The sequence below is a fragment of the Microbulbifer litoralis genome, assembly GCF_023634065.1.
In the GTDB taxonomy this organism is placed as follows: domain Bacteria; phylum Pseudomonadota; class Gammaproteobacteria; order Pseudomonadales; family Cellvibrionaceae; genus Microbulbifer; species Microbulbifer litoralis.
This window is the reverse complement of record NZ_JALKCV010000009.1, coordinates 138,932-154,718: the sequence shown is the minus strand read 5'-3', so window position 1 is coordinate 154,718 and position 15,787 is coordinate 138,932. Positions and strand designations below refer to the sequence as shown.

The following is a 15,787-nucleotide window of genomic DNA, read 5'->3' as shown; positions in this document are numbered from 1 at the left end:
AAGCAGACAGAGTTCAGCTAAGGTTAGATCTAATCAACGTTTTTCAGTTGGGGCACTCTATGACTCTCCGGAAAGTGTTAGCAATCGCGATGCTTGTACTGATGGTGGAAGCGCCGTTGCTCGCCCGGGATACAGCGATACCCAAGGGGCAGGTACCAGCACCGAAAACGGCAGCAGATGTCCCTCCGCCGGTAAATGGCGCGCCAGTCTCACCAGCGTATGCTGCTGCCATCGGGCGTTTTGCTTATATCTGGGGCTGGCCGCTGGTCAACATGCACAACCGACAGACGTTGTTCAGCACTGCGCCCCACCCTGGCCTCTTGGGTGGGGTACTGCCGGTTGCACCGCTGAACCAACTGGCGATGCTTTCGGACTACCTCGCGCCTGAGCAGCGCTTTGTCACATCACCAAATCAGGATGTTGTATACGGTGCTGGATTCCTCGCTCTGGACAAGGAGCCGGTCGTAATCCAGGTTCCGGATTTTGGCGATCGCTTCTGGGTTTACCAGGTAGTGGACCAGCGCTCTGATTCCTTTGCGGCGATGGGGATCCAGTACAGTACCAAGCCGGGCCACTACCTCCTTGTCGGCCCGGACTGGAAAGGCGATATTCCAGAAGGGATCGAAGCAGTCTACCGCTCTCCCACCAACCTGGGTGCGGTATTTCCGAGGATATTCATGGACGACACCGCGGAAGACCGGAAGGCAATACAGCCGATGATCGACCAGGTGGTCGCCTACCCTCTGTCAGAATTCAACGGCAAGATGAAAACCATCGACTGGTCGGAAGCACCCGGGATTCCCAATCCGAATAAAGGTGGCAAAGGTGAGACTCAATGGGTCGTACCAAACAAGTTTTTTGAGATCCTGCCAGTGGTCATGCAACAGGTTCCTCCTCTACCGGGAGAAGAAGCAATTTATGCGTCGATCAGCTTTGTCCTCGATGCTGCAGCGAAAGATCCTGCGCTGCAAAAGGTCCTCATCCAGGCTGCGGAGGAAACGGAAAACACCGTGATCAAGGAGATGTTCCAATTCCGCAATAACGGAGTCGATGCCGGCAACGGTTGGCGTACACAGAAAAATGCTGCGCGTTTCGGCTACGACTACTTCCAGCGCACGGCAACAGCCAAGGGGAACATGTTTTCAAACGTACCGAACGAAACCATGTACTTCGGTTCGGATTTCGACAGTTCAGGCAAACGCCTGGATGGGGGAAACGCCTACACAGTGACCTTCGCCCAGGGAGAGCTTCCACCTGTAGACGGTTTCTGGTCTCTGACACTGTATAACGAACAACACTTTTTTCATCCCAACGAACTCAATCGCTATTCGCTGGGCACCAAGAACAAGACCTTGATCAAGAATGACGATGGTAGCCTGACCCTGTATGTCCAGGCGGAAAGCCCTGGCGGCAAGCGTGAAGCGAACTGGCTGCCAGCCCCACAGGGTAATTTCTCACTCTACATTCGGGCGTACTGGCCGAAAGAGGCGATCACGAGCGGGAACTGGACACCACCTGAGATCGAAGCCACTCGCTGAGCCAGTAGATAAATTGTAGTAGTTCAGATGGATTAGTTCAGATTTGATCTGAACTACTACAACTAATCCAAATTCATCCATGTAAGTAAGTTGGATTAGTTCAAGCCAGCTTCATTGCCAGCTTTCCCAGCTGGTCGATACAGGTCCCCCAACCTTTCTCGAATCCCATCTCCTGGTGCTTGCGACTATCCTCCGGGGTTTTATGCAGCACCCGAGCGCTATACTTTGTAGCCTCACCTTCATCCTCCATACTGATAATGGCCGTCAGGGCCAGCCAGGGCTCATTGGGCTTCCAGCTTTCGGTAAGAGCTGTGGTGAATACCAGGCGTCGTTGCGGAACAATCTCGAGAAAACAACCCTCAACGTGTGGTTGAAAAGTGTTGCCGTCTTCGCTCATCCGGGTTTCAAAGCCTCCCCCGGGATTCATGTCCATTTTCATCACCTTGCAAATCATGGGCTCTGGTATCCACCATTTTTCAAAGTGTTCTTTTTCTGCCCAGGCGGACCAGACGACGGCGCGCGGGGCCTGAATGATACGTGAGATACTGAGTTCTGCATGTTCAACAGTCATTGGATTACTCCTTGGCATTGAGAGCTTCGACATATTCTGCAAGCCGGTCGGTCCGGCTCTCCCAGAGAGCGCGCTGCTCCGATAACCATTTTTCCACAACGACCAGCTGTACAGGGTTTATCTCACAGGTTCGAACACGCCCCTTTTTCTGGGAACTGATAAGGCCGCAATCTTCAAGCACCTTGATGTGTTTCATGAATGAAGGCAGACCTATGGCAAACGGTTCCGACAGGCTTTTCACCGTCGCCGGACCACCCATAAGCTGCTCAATGACCGATCGCCTGGTCGGGTCAGACAGGGCGTGAAAGGTTCTATCGAGGGAGAGTTCATTGTTTGCCATATGGAGAACCATACTAAAAAGTTCACCATTTGGCAAACTATTTTACATCGGCGGAATAGCCCGCACCGGGCCTAATCAGACTATGCAGAGCCGGCTCCGCTGTCGATCACTGCCACAAGGCGATCCATGCCTTTCCCTGTGCTCACCAACCGCTGCTGTTGTACGTCGACTCCGCCTCAAGAATCACGATCTGCCGCATACTGGTGGGCTCCGCCAATTCGAATACCGTCAGGGGATGTCGGGCCAGGCGCTCTATCATGTCGCGTCATCGCTCGTCCGACGGTGCGTGAAATAAGACATCCGGCTTTTGTGGGTTAGGACCGCGGAAGCTCCGCCATATCATAATTCCGGGAAACGTTGCGGCATCCTGTTCCAGAGCTTGCCGCGACAGTACCAATCCAGACACTCGATTATGATGGACATTTCTGGCACTGTTGCGTCGCGCGCACTGCCTTGGAGCAGTAGATCTTGCCCATGAGCGAGAGCGCCAGAAAGCGTGTTCGATCAGCGGGACCTGGAAGATCGACGATCGGGCATCGAAAGGTATGCCGGCCTCATATAGTGCAATCTGCACTTTGTGGCAAAACGATGATGGTCGCGAACAGCCGAGGATGGCCAGCAACCACTCTCAACCCTGTGAAAGCGCCTCCCGAACAGTAAGCCTATGAACAAGAACCCCCCGAAACCGCACCCCCACGGCAACTCCGTTGCCGATACCGGTACGGCACTGGCTTCGGATGGAGCCCTACAGAAATACCTCCACGCGGCCACCTCGGACAGCACCCGCCGGGCGTACCGCTCGGCGATCCGCCAGTTCGAGAAATGGGGCGGACGGCTGCCAACAGACGGCCACGTACTCGTGCGCTACCTGCTCGACCGCGCCGAGGCAGTCAATCCGCGCACGCTGGAACTGCACCTGACTGCCATCGGCCAGTGGCACCGCTACCAGCGCATCGTCGACCCGGTGACCGATCCACTGGTACGGAAGACCATGGATGGTATCCGGCGCCTGCACGGGCGACCCAAGCGGAAAGCCAGGGCCCTGCGCCTGGAACAGATCGCGGCCATGACACGGTACCTGCGCGCACAGCCGGACAGCAAAAAGAAGCAGCGGGACCTGGCACTGCTACTGGCCGGCTTCTTCGGCGCCTTCCGGCGCAGCGAGCTGGTGGCGATCCGGGTCGAGGACCTGGCCTGGGAGGAAGAAGGGTTGCTGGTGCATCTGCCGAGATCGAAAACCGATCAGAGAGGACAGGGGATTACCCGCGCCCTGCCCTTTGGCGATCCGCTGGTGTGCCCCGCCGCTGCTCTGCGGCAGTGGCTCGACGCGGCGGGGATTACGGAAGGGCCGGTATTTCGCGCGGTCAACCGCTGGGACCAGGTACAGCCTCGACACTTGAGCCCGGGCAGCGTGAACGAGTTGCTGAAAAAACTGGGCGCGGCCTGCGGGCTTGAATTCGCCGGCGAGTTGAGCAGCCACAGCTTTCGCCGCGGCCTGTCCACCTCCGCCGCGCGGGAAAAGGTGGACTTCGAGCTGATCAAGAAACAGGGCGGCTGGAAAAGCGATGCGACCGTCTGGGAGTATATCGAGGAAGGCCAACAGCTGACCGAGAACGCCACCGACCCATTGATGGAAAAGGTGGCGCACCTGATGAACGAAAGTAACAACGGAGTAGACCCATGAAAGCATTTGTCGTACAGGGGCCGGGCGGGCTGGATCAGCTCGCAGTCAGGGACATCCCCGACCCCGGTGAGCCCGGCCCCGGCATGATCCGGGTCGCCATCCACGCCACTTCCCTGAATTTTCACGATCTCCTTGTGGCCTCGGGCCAGATCCCCACAGAAAAAGACCGGGTGTTGATGTCCGACGGTGCCGGTATCGTGGAATCGGTCGGCGAAGGCGTCACCGGGTTTGCACCCGGGGACCGGGTGGTATCCGGCTTTTTCCCGCACTGGCCGGACGGCGCACCGGGGAACAGCGTCAGCAACTTTGCCGGCACGCCTGGCGACGGCATGGACGGCTTCGCTGTCAGCCACGCCGTCAGGCCCGCCGGCGCCTTCACACTGGCACCGGAAGGCTGGAGCCACGCGGAAGCCGCCACCATCACCACCGCCGGCCTGACCGCCTGGCGGGCGCTGGTGGCCGACGGCCCGCTCAAGGCCGGCGATACCGTGCTGGCGCTCGGCACTGGCGGTGTCTCCATCTGCGCACTGCAGATCGCCAAGGCCATGGGCGCGGCGGTGATCGTGACTTCGTCCTCCGACGACAAGCTGGAACAGGCCCGGGCCCTGGGTGCCGACCACACGATCAATTACCGGCGCGAGGAACACTGGGGCCGCAAAGTCCGCGAACTCACCGGCGGTCGCGGCGCCGACCATATTGTCGAGGTGGGCGGTCCGGGCACCCTGGCGCAGTCGATCGACGCGGTGCGCGCAGGAGGCCATATCGCCCTGATCGGTGTGCTGACCGGCCGCGCCGGCGAGGTACCCACGGCACTGCTGATGGCCAAACAGGCGCGCCTGCAGGGCCTGATCGTCGGTACCCGCCGCCAGCAGCAGGACTATGTGGCAGCACTGAACGAGACGGGCATTCGCCCGGTCATCGATCGCACTTTTGCGTTCCAGGAACTGGCTGAGGCATTCCGCTACCAGCAGAGCGCTGCCCACTTCGGCAAGATCTGCGTCGAGTGGTAAGCAGGCCCATCCATCCAGCCCCTTGACCTATCGACAGAACCGATCGGCAGCGGCGTGTTCCGCCCGCTGCCTTTCAGGCAACTCTCCTGGCGGATCTTGGCCTGGCGGATCTTGGCCCGGAGCCTCCAGACACGCTCCCCCCGCAGACCTCCAAGCCCTATAAGCCCTGCTCGCCGAGGAAAAAACGCCGCCAAAAACGCCTGGGCGGTAGCCGCTCCGGTGTCATATTTCCAATGCTCTGATCAAAAAAAGTCGCTTATTTCATGGTCTGGCGCGTGAAATATTTCTATCTACAAGCCCGGCTCCGTTAGTATGCGCCGCTTGCTTTAACCGGGGGAGAGAAGATGACCACTGCACAGAAGCTTTATAACGCCATTGAATTTTTCAGCGTCGAAGAACCTTATTTCGAGCAATTCAAGAAGACCTTCCGCGATACGCTGGTGGCGCATGGGGCACCGACCCCCAACGCGATGGAGATGACGCAGATCGCGGCGGAATCACTGCGGCAGTTTTCCGGCGACGACTACCACCTGCGAATGGCGGAGATCATCGCCTGTGACCCGGCGTTCGAACGCGCTATCGACGGCAATGCCCCGGCATTCCACGCCACCCACCGCTATATGTCCTACTACCTGGAACTCCCGGCGATGCCGCAAATACGTGTCGCGAACTGAGAGAGCCAATTTGGAGCATCTCTACGACCGCCAAGCCCTTTACCCAGCGGTCGTTGCAGTTCTGAGCTCAAACGGTAAATGCTTCCACGATCGCGTATTGTGAGCCTGTGTCGATGACTCTTTCCATTCGAAAGCCGGATCGATCCAGAAGACGCTCAAAAGCAGCCTTTGAACGCTTTCTTCCTCCAGTGAGGGCGAGCATCATGACATCGAATAAGTTTCCGGAATGAGGCTCCCGCGAATTGATGATCATACTCTCTATGATCAAGACCCTGGCGCACGCGGGTGCCGAGCGCCGGATGGCAGACAGAATTTCGACGGCCTGCTCGTCGTTCCAATCGTGCAGTACAGCCATCAGCATGTAGACGTCGGCAACAGGTAGTGAGTCACTGAAGAAATCGCCTTCGACGAGTTGCAACTTCGGCGATGCAATACCGATAGCATCGGCAATTACATGGGGGAGTTCGAAAAGGATACCTTTGGCTGACAAGCCCGAGCAGACTGCTTGCAGGAGATGGCCCCGTCCACCACCAATATCGGCAATAGTGTTAAAGCTACTGAAATCGTAGGCTTCTGTTACCGCTTTAATCGCCATGCGGGATTTGCTGGCCATTGATGCATTGAATAAACAGGCATCTTGCGGGTTCTTGGAAAAATGGGCCAGCAGGTCGGACCAGTTGCTTGCAGGAGTACCTGTACGAGCGCTATGCGGCAACTCCGTAATGCTCTTCCAGATCACCGGCATACCTGTCATTCGTGCAAAGGGGCGGAGGGATTGCGGGTGGTCGCTACAGAGTAATTTTGACATGGAGGTATGCATATAACCTGCGCCCTCAGCTATGAATAGTCCATAGCCGGAAACCAATCGCAGTATTCTTTCCAAAGCATCACTATCAAGTCCCGACTCGACGGCGAGATCAGCGACAGGCCGGGGCTCAGACTCAAGCAGATCCGCAACACCTGCCTCTGCCAGAATGTAAATACAGCGAGAAACGGTGTGCGCACTTATGAGGCTGGATAGTGTATCCAAGGAGGTGCTGTTGTTCATGAACGGTGTCTCTCCGGCTCCGACGAGTTTATATTATGCCAACGACCTGCTCTCGTCGGGTTGTAGAAATACGATATTTTTACACACCAAAGCTGTAATTCTGCTCATTAGTTAGTAATACTCAGATCAAATATCCATCTTCTCTGCCGCTGTTACTTTTCCGGAAATGGAATAAATTCCAGCTCATCCCCCGGCACTTTCGGAAAGCGCCCCGCCTTCCAGTCCTCCACCGCCCGATCGACGCGCTCCGGGCGACTGGAGACCAGGTTCCAGACGATACACCGCTTGCCCAGCGGCTCACCGCCGATGATCGCGATGCGGCTGTCCCCGGTGGCTTCCACTGACACGCCGCGCCGGCTGGAGAAAACCGCCAGGGAATGCTCCGGTATTTCCGTGTCGCGGGCCTTCAGGCTGCCGCTGGCCACATACACGGCGCGCTCCGCGGTATCCGGCAGCTCCAGGGTCTGGCCGGCCCGCAGCCTGGCCTCCACGTACAGGGTGTCGGCGAAAGTCTTGACCGGCGAGGTGGCGCCGTAGGCCGTGCCCATCATGACCCGCAGGGACACACCAGCCACTGTCAGGGCCGGGATCCCGGCGGACGGATAGTGGTGGAATTCCGGCGCCATTTCCTCGTCCTCCGCCGGCAGCGCCAGCCACAGCTGGAGGCCGTGCAGGCGGTGATCGACGTCGCGGACTCCAGGGCTCTCCCGCTCGGAGTGCACGATGCCCCTGCCGGCCACCATCAGGTTGATATCGCCGGGCCGGATCGGCTGCACGCTGCCGAGGGAGTCCCGGTGCAGTATTTCCCCCTCGAACAGGTAGGTGACAGTGGCGATCCCGATATGCGGGTGGGGACGCACATCGATCCCCTGACCCGCGGGAAAACCGGCCGGGCCCATGTGATCAAAGAAGATCCATGGGCCGACCATCTGCCGCTGGCGACTCGGCAGCGAACGCCGCACGGTAAAGCCGCCCAGCTCTTTGTCCCTGGGCTCGACGATGACTTCGATGGCGCCGCAACCATCGACAATGTCGCACGGCTGCTCGGCGCTCCTGGTCAGATTGCTCACGTTCTCTTCCCCTGTTTGGGTGCCCTCCTGCGGGCACAATATAGATGCTTTGAATCCCGCATGTCCGGCTTACATTCCCCCGCACAACAGGCTACAGTAAGGCGCTTTATTCGACGTCGTTCGGCCGCCGCGGTCGGCTAAGCTTTGCAGGGCCCCTCCCCGCCGGCCGGTTGCCCCTACGCTTTACCACTACAGGATCCGGAATGCTGGAGCAGCTACTCAACAATAAACTTGTCCTGACCGGGATCGTTATCGTCGCAGTGGTGCTGTTGCGGCTGTCGCTCTCATTCATCTTCGCCCGCACGCGCTGGAGCCGGAAGGACAAGCGGCGCCATATCAACACGGTGCACAATATTTCCAACCTGTTGCTGGTGCTGGGCGTGGTGGCCATCTGGGTGTCGGAACTGCGCGACTTCGCCCTGTCGATTGCCGCCTTCTCCGTCGCCATCATCATCGCCCTGCGGGATGTGGTGCAGTGTCTCGTTGGCGGCATCTACCAGGCGAGTATGCGCGCATTTTCCGTGGGCGACTGGATCAAGGTGGGCGACCAGTTTGGCGAGGTGATCGACAGCGACTGGCTCAGCACCACCCTGCTGGAGATCGATCCCCACGGACTGGGCAGTGGCTATACCGGTATCACCCTGTACATCCCCAACAATGTGTTCTTCACCCAGCCGGTCAAGAACCTGAACTTCATGCGCCGCTACATCGAGCACACCTTCTCGATCGTGCGCGAGAACAAGGGGGGCAACCCGTTTGCGGCCAAGGATTTCCTGATCGGGCGCATCGGCGAGCACAGCGAGGCCTTCAGCGAGGTGGCGGCGCGCTACTGCCAGATGATCGAACACCGCACCGGGGTGGAACTGGTGGGGACCGAGCCGAAAGTCAGCTTCACCACCAACGAGCTGGGGCACGATGTGGTGACCATCACCCTATTCTGTCCGCGCGAGGAAGCCCACGACATCGAGCAACGCGTGACCGAGGACTTTTACAACTTCTGGTACAGCGGGCCTGTGGAAGGCATGGCGGAAGTGGGCCCTTAGCCACAGCCGCCCTTTTCCTCCCATTCGCGACACCTGGTTTCCATCTCGCTGCGGATGATCTCCGCCAGTCGCAATGCGCCCGGGCCGGGGGATTCCCGGTCGGCAAAGATCAGGTACATCTGCAGGTAGCGCTCGCTGCCGCCGCGCAGCGGCAGCGGCTTGAGAATCCCGTCGGCCAGTTCCCGGCGGATCTTCTCTTCCGGCAGCCAGGCGAAACCATAGCCGCGGCAGGCGGCGCCGATGGAAGTGGCCATATTGGTCACCGTCCAGCGCTGCGCCACTTCCACCGTGGTGGTCTTGCGGTCGCGCTGGGAACTGGAATCCCGCACCACCAAGTGGCGCTGCTGGCGCAGGTCGCGAATAGTGATTTCGCGGCCGAGCTGGTGCAGGGGGTGCTCCGGGTGGGCCACCGGGATGATACGCACCTGCCGCGCCAACGGCTCGCCGGTAAAACCGCTCGGCACGTGGGGGGAAATGGCCAGTTCCACGCGCCGCTCCCGCAGCGCCTCCGGCGCACCGCCGATCACGGTTTCGTAGAGCTCGATACGGGTCTGCGGGCTCTCCTGTCCAAACCGGTTCAGGCAATCCAGCAGCAGCCAGGTGGGAAACAGCACCTCGACAGCGATACCGATCTCCGATTCCCAGCCCGCCGACACTTTGCGTGCGGCCCGCTCCAGCCCGGCCGCGTCGTCGAGCAGCAGCCGGGCGCGGGAATAGAGCATCTGTCCGGCCGGGGTCAGTACCGCCCTGCGGCCCTCGATGGAGAAGGCCTTCATATTCAGCACCGACTCCAGCTTCTGCACCGCGTAACTCACCGACGACTGGCTCTTGTGCAGCCGCTCCGCGGCCTGGGCATAGCCGCCCGCCTCCACCACTGCCACCAGGCAGCGCCACTGCTCGAGACTGATACGGGGCGTCAGGGCCTCACTATCGCGTTTCACTTCAGACATAGATCGAATATATAGATTGGTTTACGTGTATTTTTATAATTTTTTATCTAAATCATCAATGTTTAAATGCTGCCATCTGATAGACAACCTCCACAGGGAGAAGATCAAATGGCCAAACTGCTCAAGATCCAGACCAGCCTGTTCCGCAAGGACGGCCAATCGTCCCAGCTGACCGACCAGTTCGCCGAACAGTGGCTGGCAGCCAATCCCGGCGGCGAAATCGCCACCCGCGACCTGGCCGCGGAGCCGGTGCCGCACCTGACCCTGGAGCGCTTCCAGTCATTCGCCAGCGACGCGGCGGAACGCACCGCGGAACAGCAGGCCGTAGTGGATTACTCCGATGCTCTGATCGACGAGATCCGCAGCGCCGATGTGCTGGTGTTCGGTATCCCGATGTACAACTTCAGTATCCCATCCAGCCTGCACGCCTATTTCGATCATATCGCCCGCGCCGGTGTGACCTTCCGCTATACGGAAAACGGCCCGGAGGGGCTGCTGAACGGCAAGAAGGCCTATGTGGTGATTACCCGCGGCGGCGTCTATGGTGATGACCACCCGCAGACCAATTTCATCCGCCAGTTCCTCGGCTTCGTCGGCATCGACGATGTCGCGTTCGTGTACGCGGAGGGCCTGGCCACCGGCGACGAATCCCGGCGGAAAGCACTGGAAACTGCGCAGGAACAGCTGGCGCAGCTGGCCTGATTCTTCAGTCGACGCGCTATACGACTGACCTTTCGGGCGGCCGCGGCCGCCCTGTTTCCCCTCCGCACTGTTTTCCCTCTGTACTGGGACCGCCCCGGTAACTCCGGAGACCCGCCATGACCGAGACCCGCATGCCCGCCCTGTTTGTGGGACACGGCAGCCCGATGAACGCCCTCGAGGACAACCGCCACACCCGCAGTTGGGAAACACTGGGCAGCAGCCTGCCCCGACCCGCGGCGATACTGTCGATTTCCGCCCACTGGTACACGGATGGCACCCGCGTGACCGCGGCGCAAAAACCGCACACCATTCACGATTTCCACGGCTTCCCCCAGGCGCTCTACCAGTGCGAACCCGGCATCCGGCGCTCCCGTGCTGGCGCGGGAAATACGGGATATGCTGCGGCCGCTGCGGCTACCAGCGCTTGCGGAAGCCGATACGGACTTCCACCGCATCGAACTCCTCGGAGTCCAGGTCGGTGGTGTAGTCGAGTAGCCCGAACAGGCTGGTGGTGCCATCCAGGTCGGCGTTGATGCCGACACCGGCCTCCAGAGTGGTGAAACCGCGGTGCGTGCGGATGGCCGTGGTGTTGAACATCACCTTGTCCCGCCCGTGCACCTCGTGCCAGATATTCGCCTTGATATACGGCCGCCACACTGCTGTGCCGCGCACGATATCGCCCACCAGGCGCCCGCCTACACGCGCGGTCAGCGCGTCGACATCGTCGAAGCGGATACTCGAATAGGGATCTTCGGTATCGTCCGTGGTCTGGTACTGCCAGATCAGTTGGGCCTGGGGTTCCAGGCTCCAGAAACCGTCCAGCGGGAAAGGCCTGCCGCCCTCGATGGAGACGGTCAGTTCATCGCCGTCGATATCGGCGTGGAGATCGCGGTTGGAGCGGCTGTCGCCGTCGAAGGACGACAGCAGCAGCACCCCATCGAGATAGCCGCCGCCGGCCCAGTGGTGGGTCCAGTAACCGCCGAGATTGTAGCTGTCCAGCGATATGTCACCGGTGTCCGCATTCTCAACCGCGATCGCGAAGCCGCGGGTATCGCCACTGGCGTGCCCGCCACCGAGCATCAACCCGGCCGCGTTTCGTCGTCCATTGCGCGTACCCGCACCGTACAGTGGAACGCCAATCTGTACACCCCAGAAATCGCCGTCGAACTTGGGATCCACGGTGCCGCCCCAGCGCTGCTTGTAGTGGCTGCCGAAGGCGCGCACCCAGACGGAATTGCGTCCGTCATCGCGGCGCGACCAGGCCTGTTCGCCCTCGCGCTCGTGGTAGGTGCCGAGGGTCGCCAGCGTCAGCGCGCGGCTGACACCGGGAATGGTGACATGCGTGGAGACTTCCGGGCGGTAAAGCGGAATGACATCGCCACCGCCACCGCCACCGGAGCCACCACCACTACTGGAACTGCTACTGCTCGAGCTGGTGGAACCGCCGCTGCTGGAACTCGTCGACCCACCGCTGGAGCTGCTGCTCGAGCTGCCGCCGTCGGGACGGTGGCCGCCGGAGCTGCTCGAACCGGATGAGCTGGAGCTGCCACCGTCCGGATCGTGGCCCCCGGAGCTACTGCTGGAACTGCTGGTAACGTGCGAACGCAGGTACCAGTTGTATTCACTGCCTGCCGATACGCCGTCCCGAAAGAGCAGGTACTCGTAGGGCCCAGCCGCGACGATACCGCCCAAGACGAAAGCACTGCTGGTGCTGATGCCGTCGGTATCCTCATCCACCAGGATACCGTCATTACTGGTCATGGCACCGGGGCCGCCGACATTGACAACGAAAATCCTGGTGGTGCCAAACTCGTCGCCGGTGACGACCAGCCTGTCTGATGGCGCGCCGTCATCGAACAGGTAGGTATTGAGTATCAACGAACCGCCGTTGCCAACATAGTTGCCGTCGATCCTCAGCACATCGGTCACCGAGTCACCCCTGCTGGTCATATCGATGGTACCGCTGTTGAGCACCGTGACGCCGTTGCCGGCAACTGCCGGGTTGATGTTGTACTGCCCTTCACTGGCGTGCAGGGTGCTGGAGCCATCGATGGTCAGCCGCCCGGTCCGGGTGCCGCTGTCACCCAGCACCAGGTCACCGCCCATGGTCAGTTCGGAACTGCTCTGCAGTCGAATCAGCTCCCAGTTCAACAGGCGGTCCGGGCGGCTGCCGACCACCCCCTGCCAGGTCAGTCCATCGTTGCCGAGACCGCCATTGATTTCGATGGTACGCAGTTCCGCATCCGTCAGGCCGATAAACAGCGCGGTATCGTTGTCCTCCTGCATATCGATGCCGCCGACCAGGCCACCGGTCCAGAGCAGGTCGTCGGTTCCCGAGCCGGCGCGCAGGAACCCCGAAATCTGGCCGTCTTCGATGGTCGCCGTATCGCTGCCGGCCCCCTGCTGGATGCCGCCGTTGACGGTTCCCCCCTCCATGAGGAAATCGTCGTCGTTGCTGCCCTGGTCCACCTCGCCATTGATATTGGCGCCAGCGCGGTTGGTGATCCGGTCGCTGCCCGAATCCAGGAAAATGGCCGTGCCCTGGATGGTGCCGTAGTTATCGATGGTGGTATCGGTGGAGCCGGTAACCGAGATGCCCTGGTTGATAAAGGAGCCGGCCTCATTGAGGATATCCATGCTGCCGTTGCCGTTTACGGTAATACCCGGGTTCAGCGTGCCCCAGTTGATGACACTGTTGTCGCCGCCGCCAGAGAAAGTGAAAAAGGCATTGATATTGCCGCCGGAGACGTTGGTCACCGTGTGATCGCCATCGCCGATGATTTCCAGGCCGCTGTTGATATTGCTGCGGTTGATAAAAGTGACGGTGCCGTTGTCTTCAAAGGTGACACGTTGCAGGTTGCCGCTGTTGTCGACATCCAGTGTGCCTATCGTCGACGCACTGAAGGGCCCGTTGAGATTGGTGCCCTGGAGAATATCTATCGTCAGGCTGCCCAGGCCGCTGACCGAATAACCCGCCGGGTTGCCGGTACAGGTTACCGTGTCCCCAGACGCCGGTGGCGAGGGCTCGCAGTCGGCCCGCACCCCGGCGGAAAAAGCCGCCGCAATGGCAAGCAGGGCCGAAATAAAATTGGACGGGTTGCCGCCGCGACGGGTGGCTCTCTTTCGCTCGCATTCCATTGCGTCGATGCCTCTATTTCTGTCGGCGACGGATGCTGCCAGGCGCCGCAACTGCCAAAAAACACTAACAGTCTAGACGGCACCTCGAGAGTCAGAGACATAGCAAAAAAAGAGGGAGACGCCGGCCAATACCTGCGCCTCCCTATCGAAAATACAGGTGAAACCTAGTGGGCCGTTTGTAGAGTTCGGTAACAAAGGAGCACAGCCAAATCGTTCAGATCAAGGCGAGAAAGCGCTGGAATAGCAGCGTTATTTCAAGCTTTCTCAACGCAGAGCTGGGCGATTTGGCGAAGTGAACTGTTTCCTAACTTTGCGAGCGGCCCACTAGCCCGGATATTTCACCAGGGGCCACGATGATCGCGCCGAGATCTGTGCGCTCAGTGCATTTTTGTGGCGTACATGCATGCTTACTGCACGTATTAGCCGCAAAAATGTGCTGAGCGTGCAGAGATCAAGCGAGGGCGTGGCCAGCGCTGGCCGGTGACAATCTGTCCCCGCGGAGATCCCTGAAAACATTAACGAAAACATAGAGTTACGCTGCATTCTGAGCGGCCTGGTGAAATATCCGGGCTAGTCGCCCTGTCCCGTTGCCGGCAATGGGCTTCCGATCAACCACTCACCGGCCCGCTGCCGCGGCGGGCAGCGGCCACAGCTGTCGTGGATAGCCCGCACCAGTTGCGCGAGCTGGAAAGACTTGGCATCCCCGTGGGGAAAGGTCAGCAGGACAGCCTCCACCTGCTGGGTGTACTCCAGCAGCGTCTCGAAAACCCGCACCATTTCAACGGATAATGCATCCGGCTCCAGCTCGGCGGCGAACAGGAACACGCGGCATCCATTGGCAATGGCGACAGTACTGTCGCACACCTGCGCCGACCCCATCCCCATGACCTGCTGTACCTGCCAGTGGGCCAGTTCCGATATCGTCTGCGCATCTTCCGGCAACTCCCGCGGTATCCAGCCGCCCGCTTCGCGCACGCGCAGGAAGTCACCCACCTGCTCCACAAAACGGTGCAGGCGCGGCCATATTGCCTCCGCCTCCCGGCTCCAGGTGTGGCACTGGGCAATCACGGCCGAGAGGGTTGTCGATGTCTTTTCCATTTCCACCTCAGACCGCCGCGGTACGCATTCCGGACAACGTGAACCGCTCGGCAGTTGGATCATTCATACAGCCCAGGTGGCGCTGTACCAGCTCGTTCAGCAGTTTCAGATACTCGGTGAAATCGCCATTGTCGATCGCGTCCCGGCTGATCGCTGCGCGCTGCCGCGCAACTCCCGGGTGACGGCTCAACAACTGCAGGGCCAATAGCTTCAGTCGGTCGTCGCGCAGGTGGGTAGACAGCAGGCTGCCCTCGCAACCCCGTTCCACATAGGCGACCGCGCGCTCGCGGAATGTGGCGATAAAATCGCGGGCCGTGTCGTCCAATCCGTCCTGCCAGCACTGCATGGATGCCAGCAGGGTGTCGAAGACGTGAAAAGACTGCACCAGCTCGCGCTGTACGACAGCCTGGTTGTATGAAAATTCCCGGTTCGCGTCAGTCGACAGCGCCCGGTTGATCTTTCGTTTCAGCACCGATACCTGGTGCAACAGATACAGCGGCGGCACCAGGGCCAGCGCGAGTAGGCTTATCAAAGCTATCTCAAACATACGTGCTTTCCTTGAAATCAGTTTGGGAGTCGCAGCGAAGTCCCGCACCCAATGGCGAGCAACAAGGGCCCATCGCCTTTTCCGATCGGGAAAAGCGTCAATAGCCATTGTTAGAATTAGGATTATTTTGCTATAGGAGCAACGGTTCTGCCAAACCATTGCTTAAACCGAGGGAGTTGTGCAAGGAATATCGCTTTCTGGATTACGGCGCGAACTATACCGAGTTGGTCGTACCAATTCCAGCTGGTTGGCGCGATATTCTTGATATTGTCATACTTTATTCTTAAGGGCTGTTCATCGCCGCCCGCCAGGCAAGGAAATATATTCGAGTACTGCCTGGGATAACCTTGCCAGGGCGCGGAGCACTGCCTCGA

At 59.8% G+C, this 15,787-nt stretch carries 14 protein-coding genes; 6 read left to right on the top strand and 8 right to left on the bottom strand.

Annotated features, from left to right (window positions below; translation table 11 throughout):
- Positions 1–89 precede the first annotated feature (89 nt).
- On the top strand, positions 90–1,538 hold the full coding sequence (locus MWN76_RS14370; protein ID WP_250462238.1) for a DUF1254 domain-containing protein: 1,449 nt from the start codon (positions 90–92) through the stop codon (positions 1,536–1,538).
- 100 nt (positions 1,539–1,638) lie between these two features.
- On the opposite strand, the gene MWN76_RS14365 is transcribed toward MWN76_RS14370, so the two are convergent.
- Together MWN76_RS14365 and MWN76_RS14360 are read right to left on the bottom strand one after the other, a co-directional pair.
- The gene (locus MWN76_RS14365; RefSeq protein ID WP_250462236.1) at positions 1,639–2,109 is read right to left on the bottom strand and encodes an SRPBCC family protein; all 471 of its coding nucleotides are present in this window, start codon (positions 2,107–2,109) and stop codon (positions 1,639–1,641) included.
- Between the two features lie 4 nt (positions 2,110–2,113).
- Positions 2,114–2,449, bottom strand: coding sequence for an ArsR/SmtB family transcription factor (locus MWN76_RS14360; protein WP_250462235.1), 336 nt, complete (start codon positions 2,447–2,449; stop codon positions 2,114–2,116).
- A gap of 664 nt (positions 2,450–3,113) precedes the next feature.
- Here MWN76_RS14360 and MWN76_RS14355 point away from each other — a divergent pair.
- The 3 genes from MWN76_RS14355 (at position 3,114) to MWN76_RS14345 (ending at position 5,817) form a co-directional block, all read left to right on the top strand.
- The gene (locus tag MWN76_RS14355; protein WP_250462234.1) at positions 3,114–4,133 is read left to right on the top strand and encodes a site-specific integrase; all 1,020 of its coding nucleotides are present in this window, start codon (positions 3,114–3,116) and stop codon (positions 4,131–4,133) included.
- Positions 4,130–5,143, top strand: a complete 1,014-nt coding sequence (locus MWN76_RS14350; protein ID WP_250462233.1) for a zinc-dependent alcohol dehydrogenase family protein — start codon at positions 4,130–4,132, stop codon at positions 5,141–5,143. Before MWN76_RS14355 ends, MWN76_RS14350 begins: the two co-directional genes overlap by 4 nt.
- Positions 5,144–5,487: 344 nt before the next feature.
- The gene (locus tag MWN76_RS14345) at positions 5,488–5,817 is read left to right on the top strand and encodes a hypothetical protein (protein ID WP_250462232.1); all 330 of its coding nucleotides are present in this window, start codon (positions 5,488–5,490) and stop codon (positions 5,815–5,817) included.
- A 67-nt stretch (positions 5,818–5,884) separates the two neighbouring features.
- On the opposite strand, the gene MWN76_RS14340 is transcribed toward MWN76_RS14345, so the two are convergent.
- Together MWN76_RS14340 and MWN76_RS14335 are read right to left on the bottom strand one after the other, a co-directional pair.
- The gene (locus MWN76_RS14340) at positions 5,885–6,865 is read right to left on the bottom strand and encodes a methyltransferase (RefSeq protein WP_250462231.1); all 981 of its coding nucleotides are present in this window, start codon (positions 6,863–6,865) and stop codon (positions 5,885–5,887) included.
- Positions 6,866–7,017: 152 nt separating this feature from the next.
- On the bottom strand, positions 7,018–7,935 hold the full coding sequence (locus MWN76_RS14335) for a pirin family protein (protein WP_250462230.1): 918 nt from the start codon (positions 7,933–7,935) through the stop codon (positions 7,018–7,020).
- Positions 7,936–8,138: 203 nt separating this feature from the next.
- Between MWN76_RS14335 and MWN76_RS14330 the strand changes: the two genes are divergently transcribed.
- Entirely contained in the window at positions 8,139–8,978 is an 840-nt protein-coding gene (locus MWN76_RS14330; RefSeq protein WP_250462229.1) for a mechanosensitive ion channel family protein, read from the top strand.
- Here the strand turns inward: MWN76_RS14330 and MWN76_RS14325 are convergent.
- On the bottom strand, positions 8,975–9,928 hold the full coding sequence (locus tag MWN76_RS14325) for a LysR family transcriptional regulator (RefSeq protein WP_250462227.1): 954 nt from the start codon (positions 9,926–9,928) through the stop codon (positions 8,975–8,977). The two genes, MWN76_RS14330 and MWN76_RS14325, sit on opposite strands and share 4 nt — an antisense overlap.
- A gap of 108 nt (positions 9,929–10,036) precedes the next feature.
- On the opposite strand from MWN76_RS14325, the gene MWN76_RS14320 reads away from it, so the two are divergent.
- Positions 10,037–10,630: an FMN-dependent NADH-azoreductase gene (locus MWN76_RS14320; protein ID WP_250462225.1), complete on the top strand. Its 594-nt coding sequence runs from the start codon at positions 10,037–10,039 to the stop codon at positions 10,628–10,630.
- Positions 10,631–11,044: 414 nt separating this feature from the next.
- Here MWN76_RS14320 and MWN76_RS14315 read toward each other — a convergent pair whose 3' ends face one another.
- The 3 genes from MWN76_RS14315 to MWN76_RS14305 form a co-directional block, all read right to left on the bottom strand.
- Complete coding sequence (locus MWN76_RS14315) at positions 11,045–13,768, bottom strand: autotransporter family protein (RefSeq protein ID WP_250462223.1); 2,724 nt, start codon at positions 13,766–13,768, stop codon at positions 11,045–11,047.
- A 570-nt stretch (positions 13,769–14,338) separates the two neighbouring features.
- Positions 14,339–14,866, bottom strand: coding sequence for a hypothetical protein (locus tag MWN76_RS14310; RefSeq protein WP_250462221.1), 528 nt, complete (start codon positions 14,864–14,866; stop codon positions 14,339–14,341).
- Between the two features lie 7 nt (positions 14,867–14,873).
- Positions 14,874–15,413: a hypothetical protein gene (locus MWN76_RS14305; protein ID WP_250462219.1), complete on the bottom strand. Its 540-nt coding sequence runs from the start codon at positions 15,411–15,413 to the stop codon at positions 14,874–14,876.
- Positions 15,414–15,787: the final 374 nt, after the last annotated feature.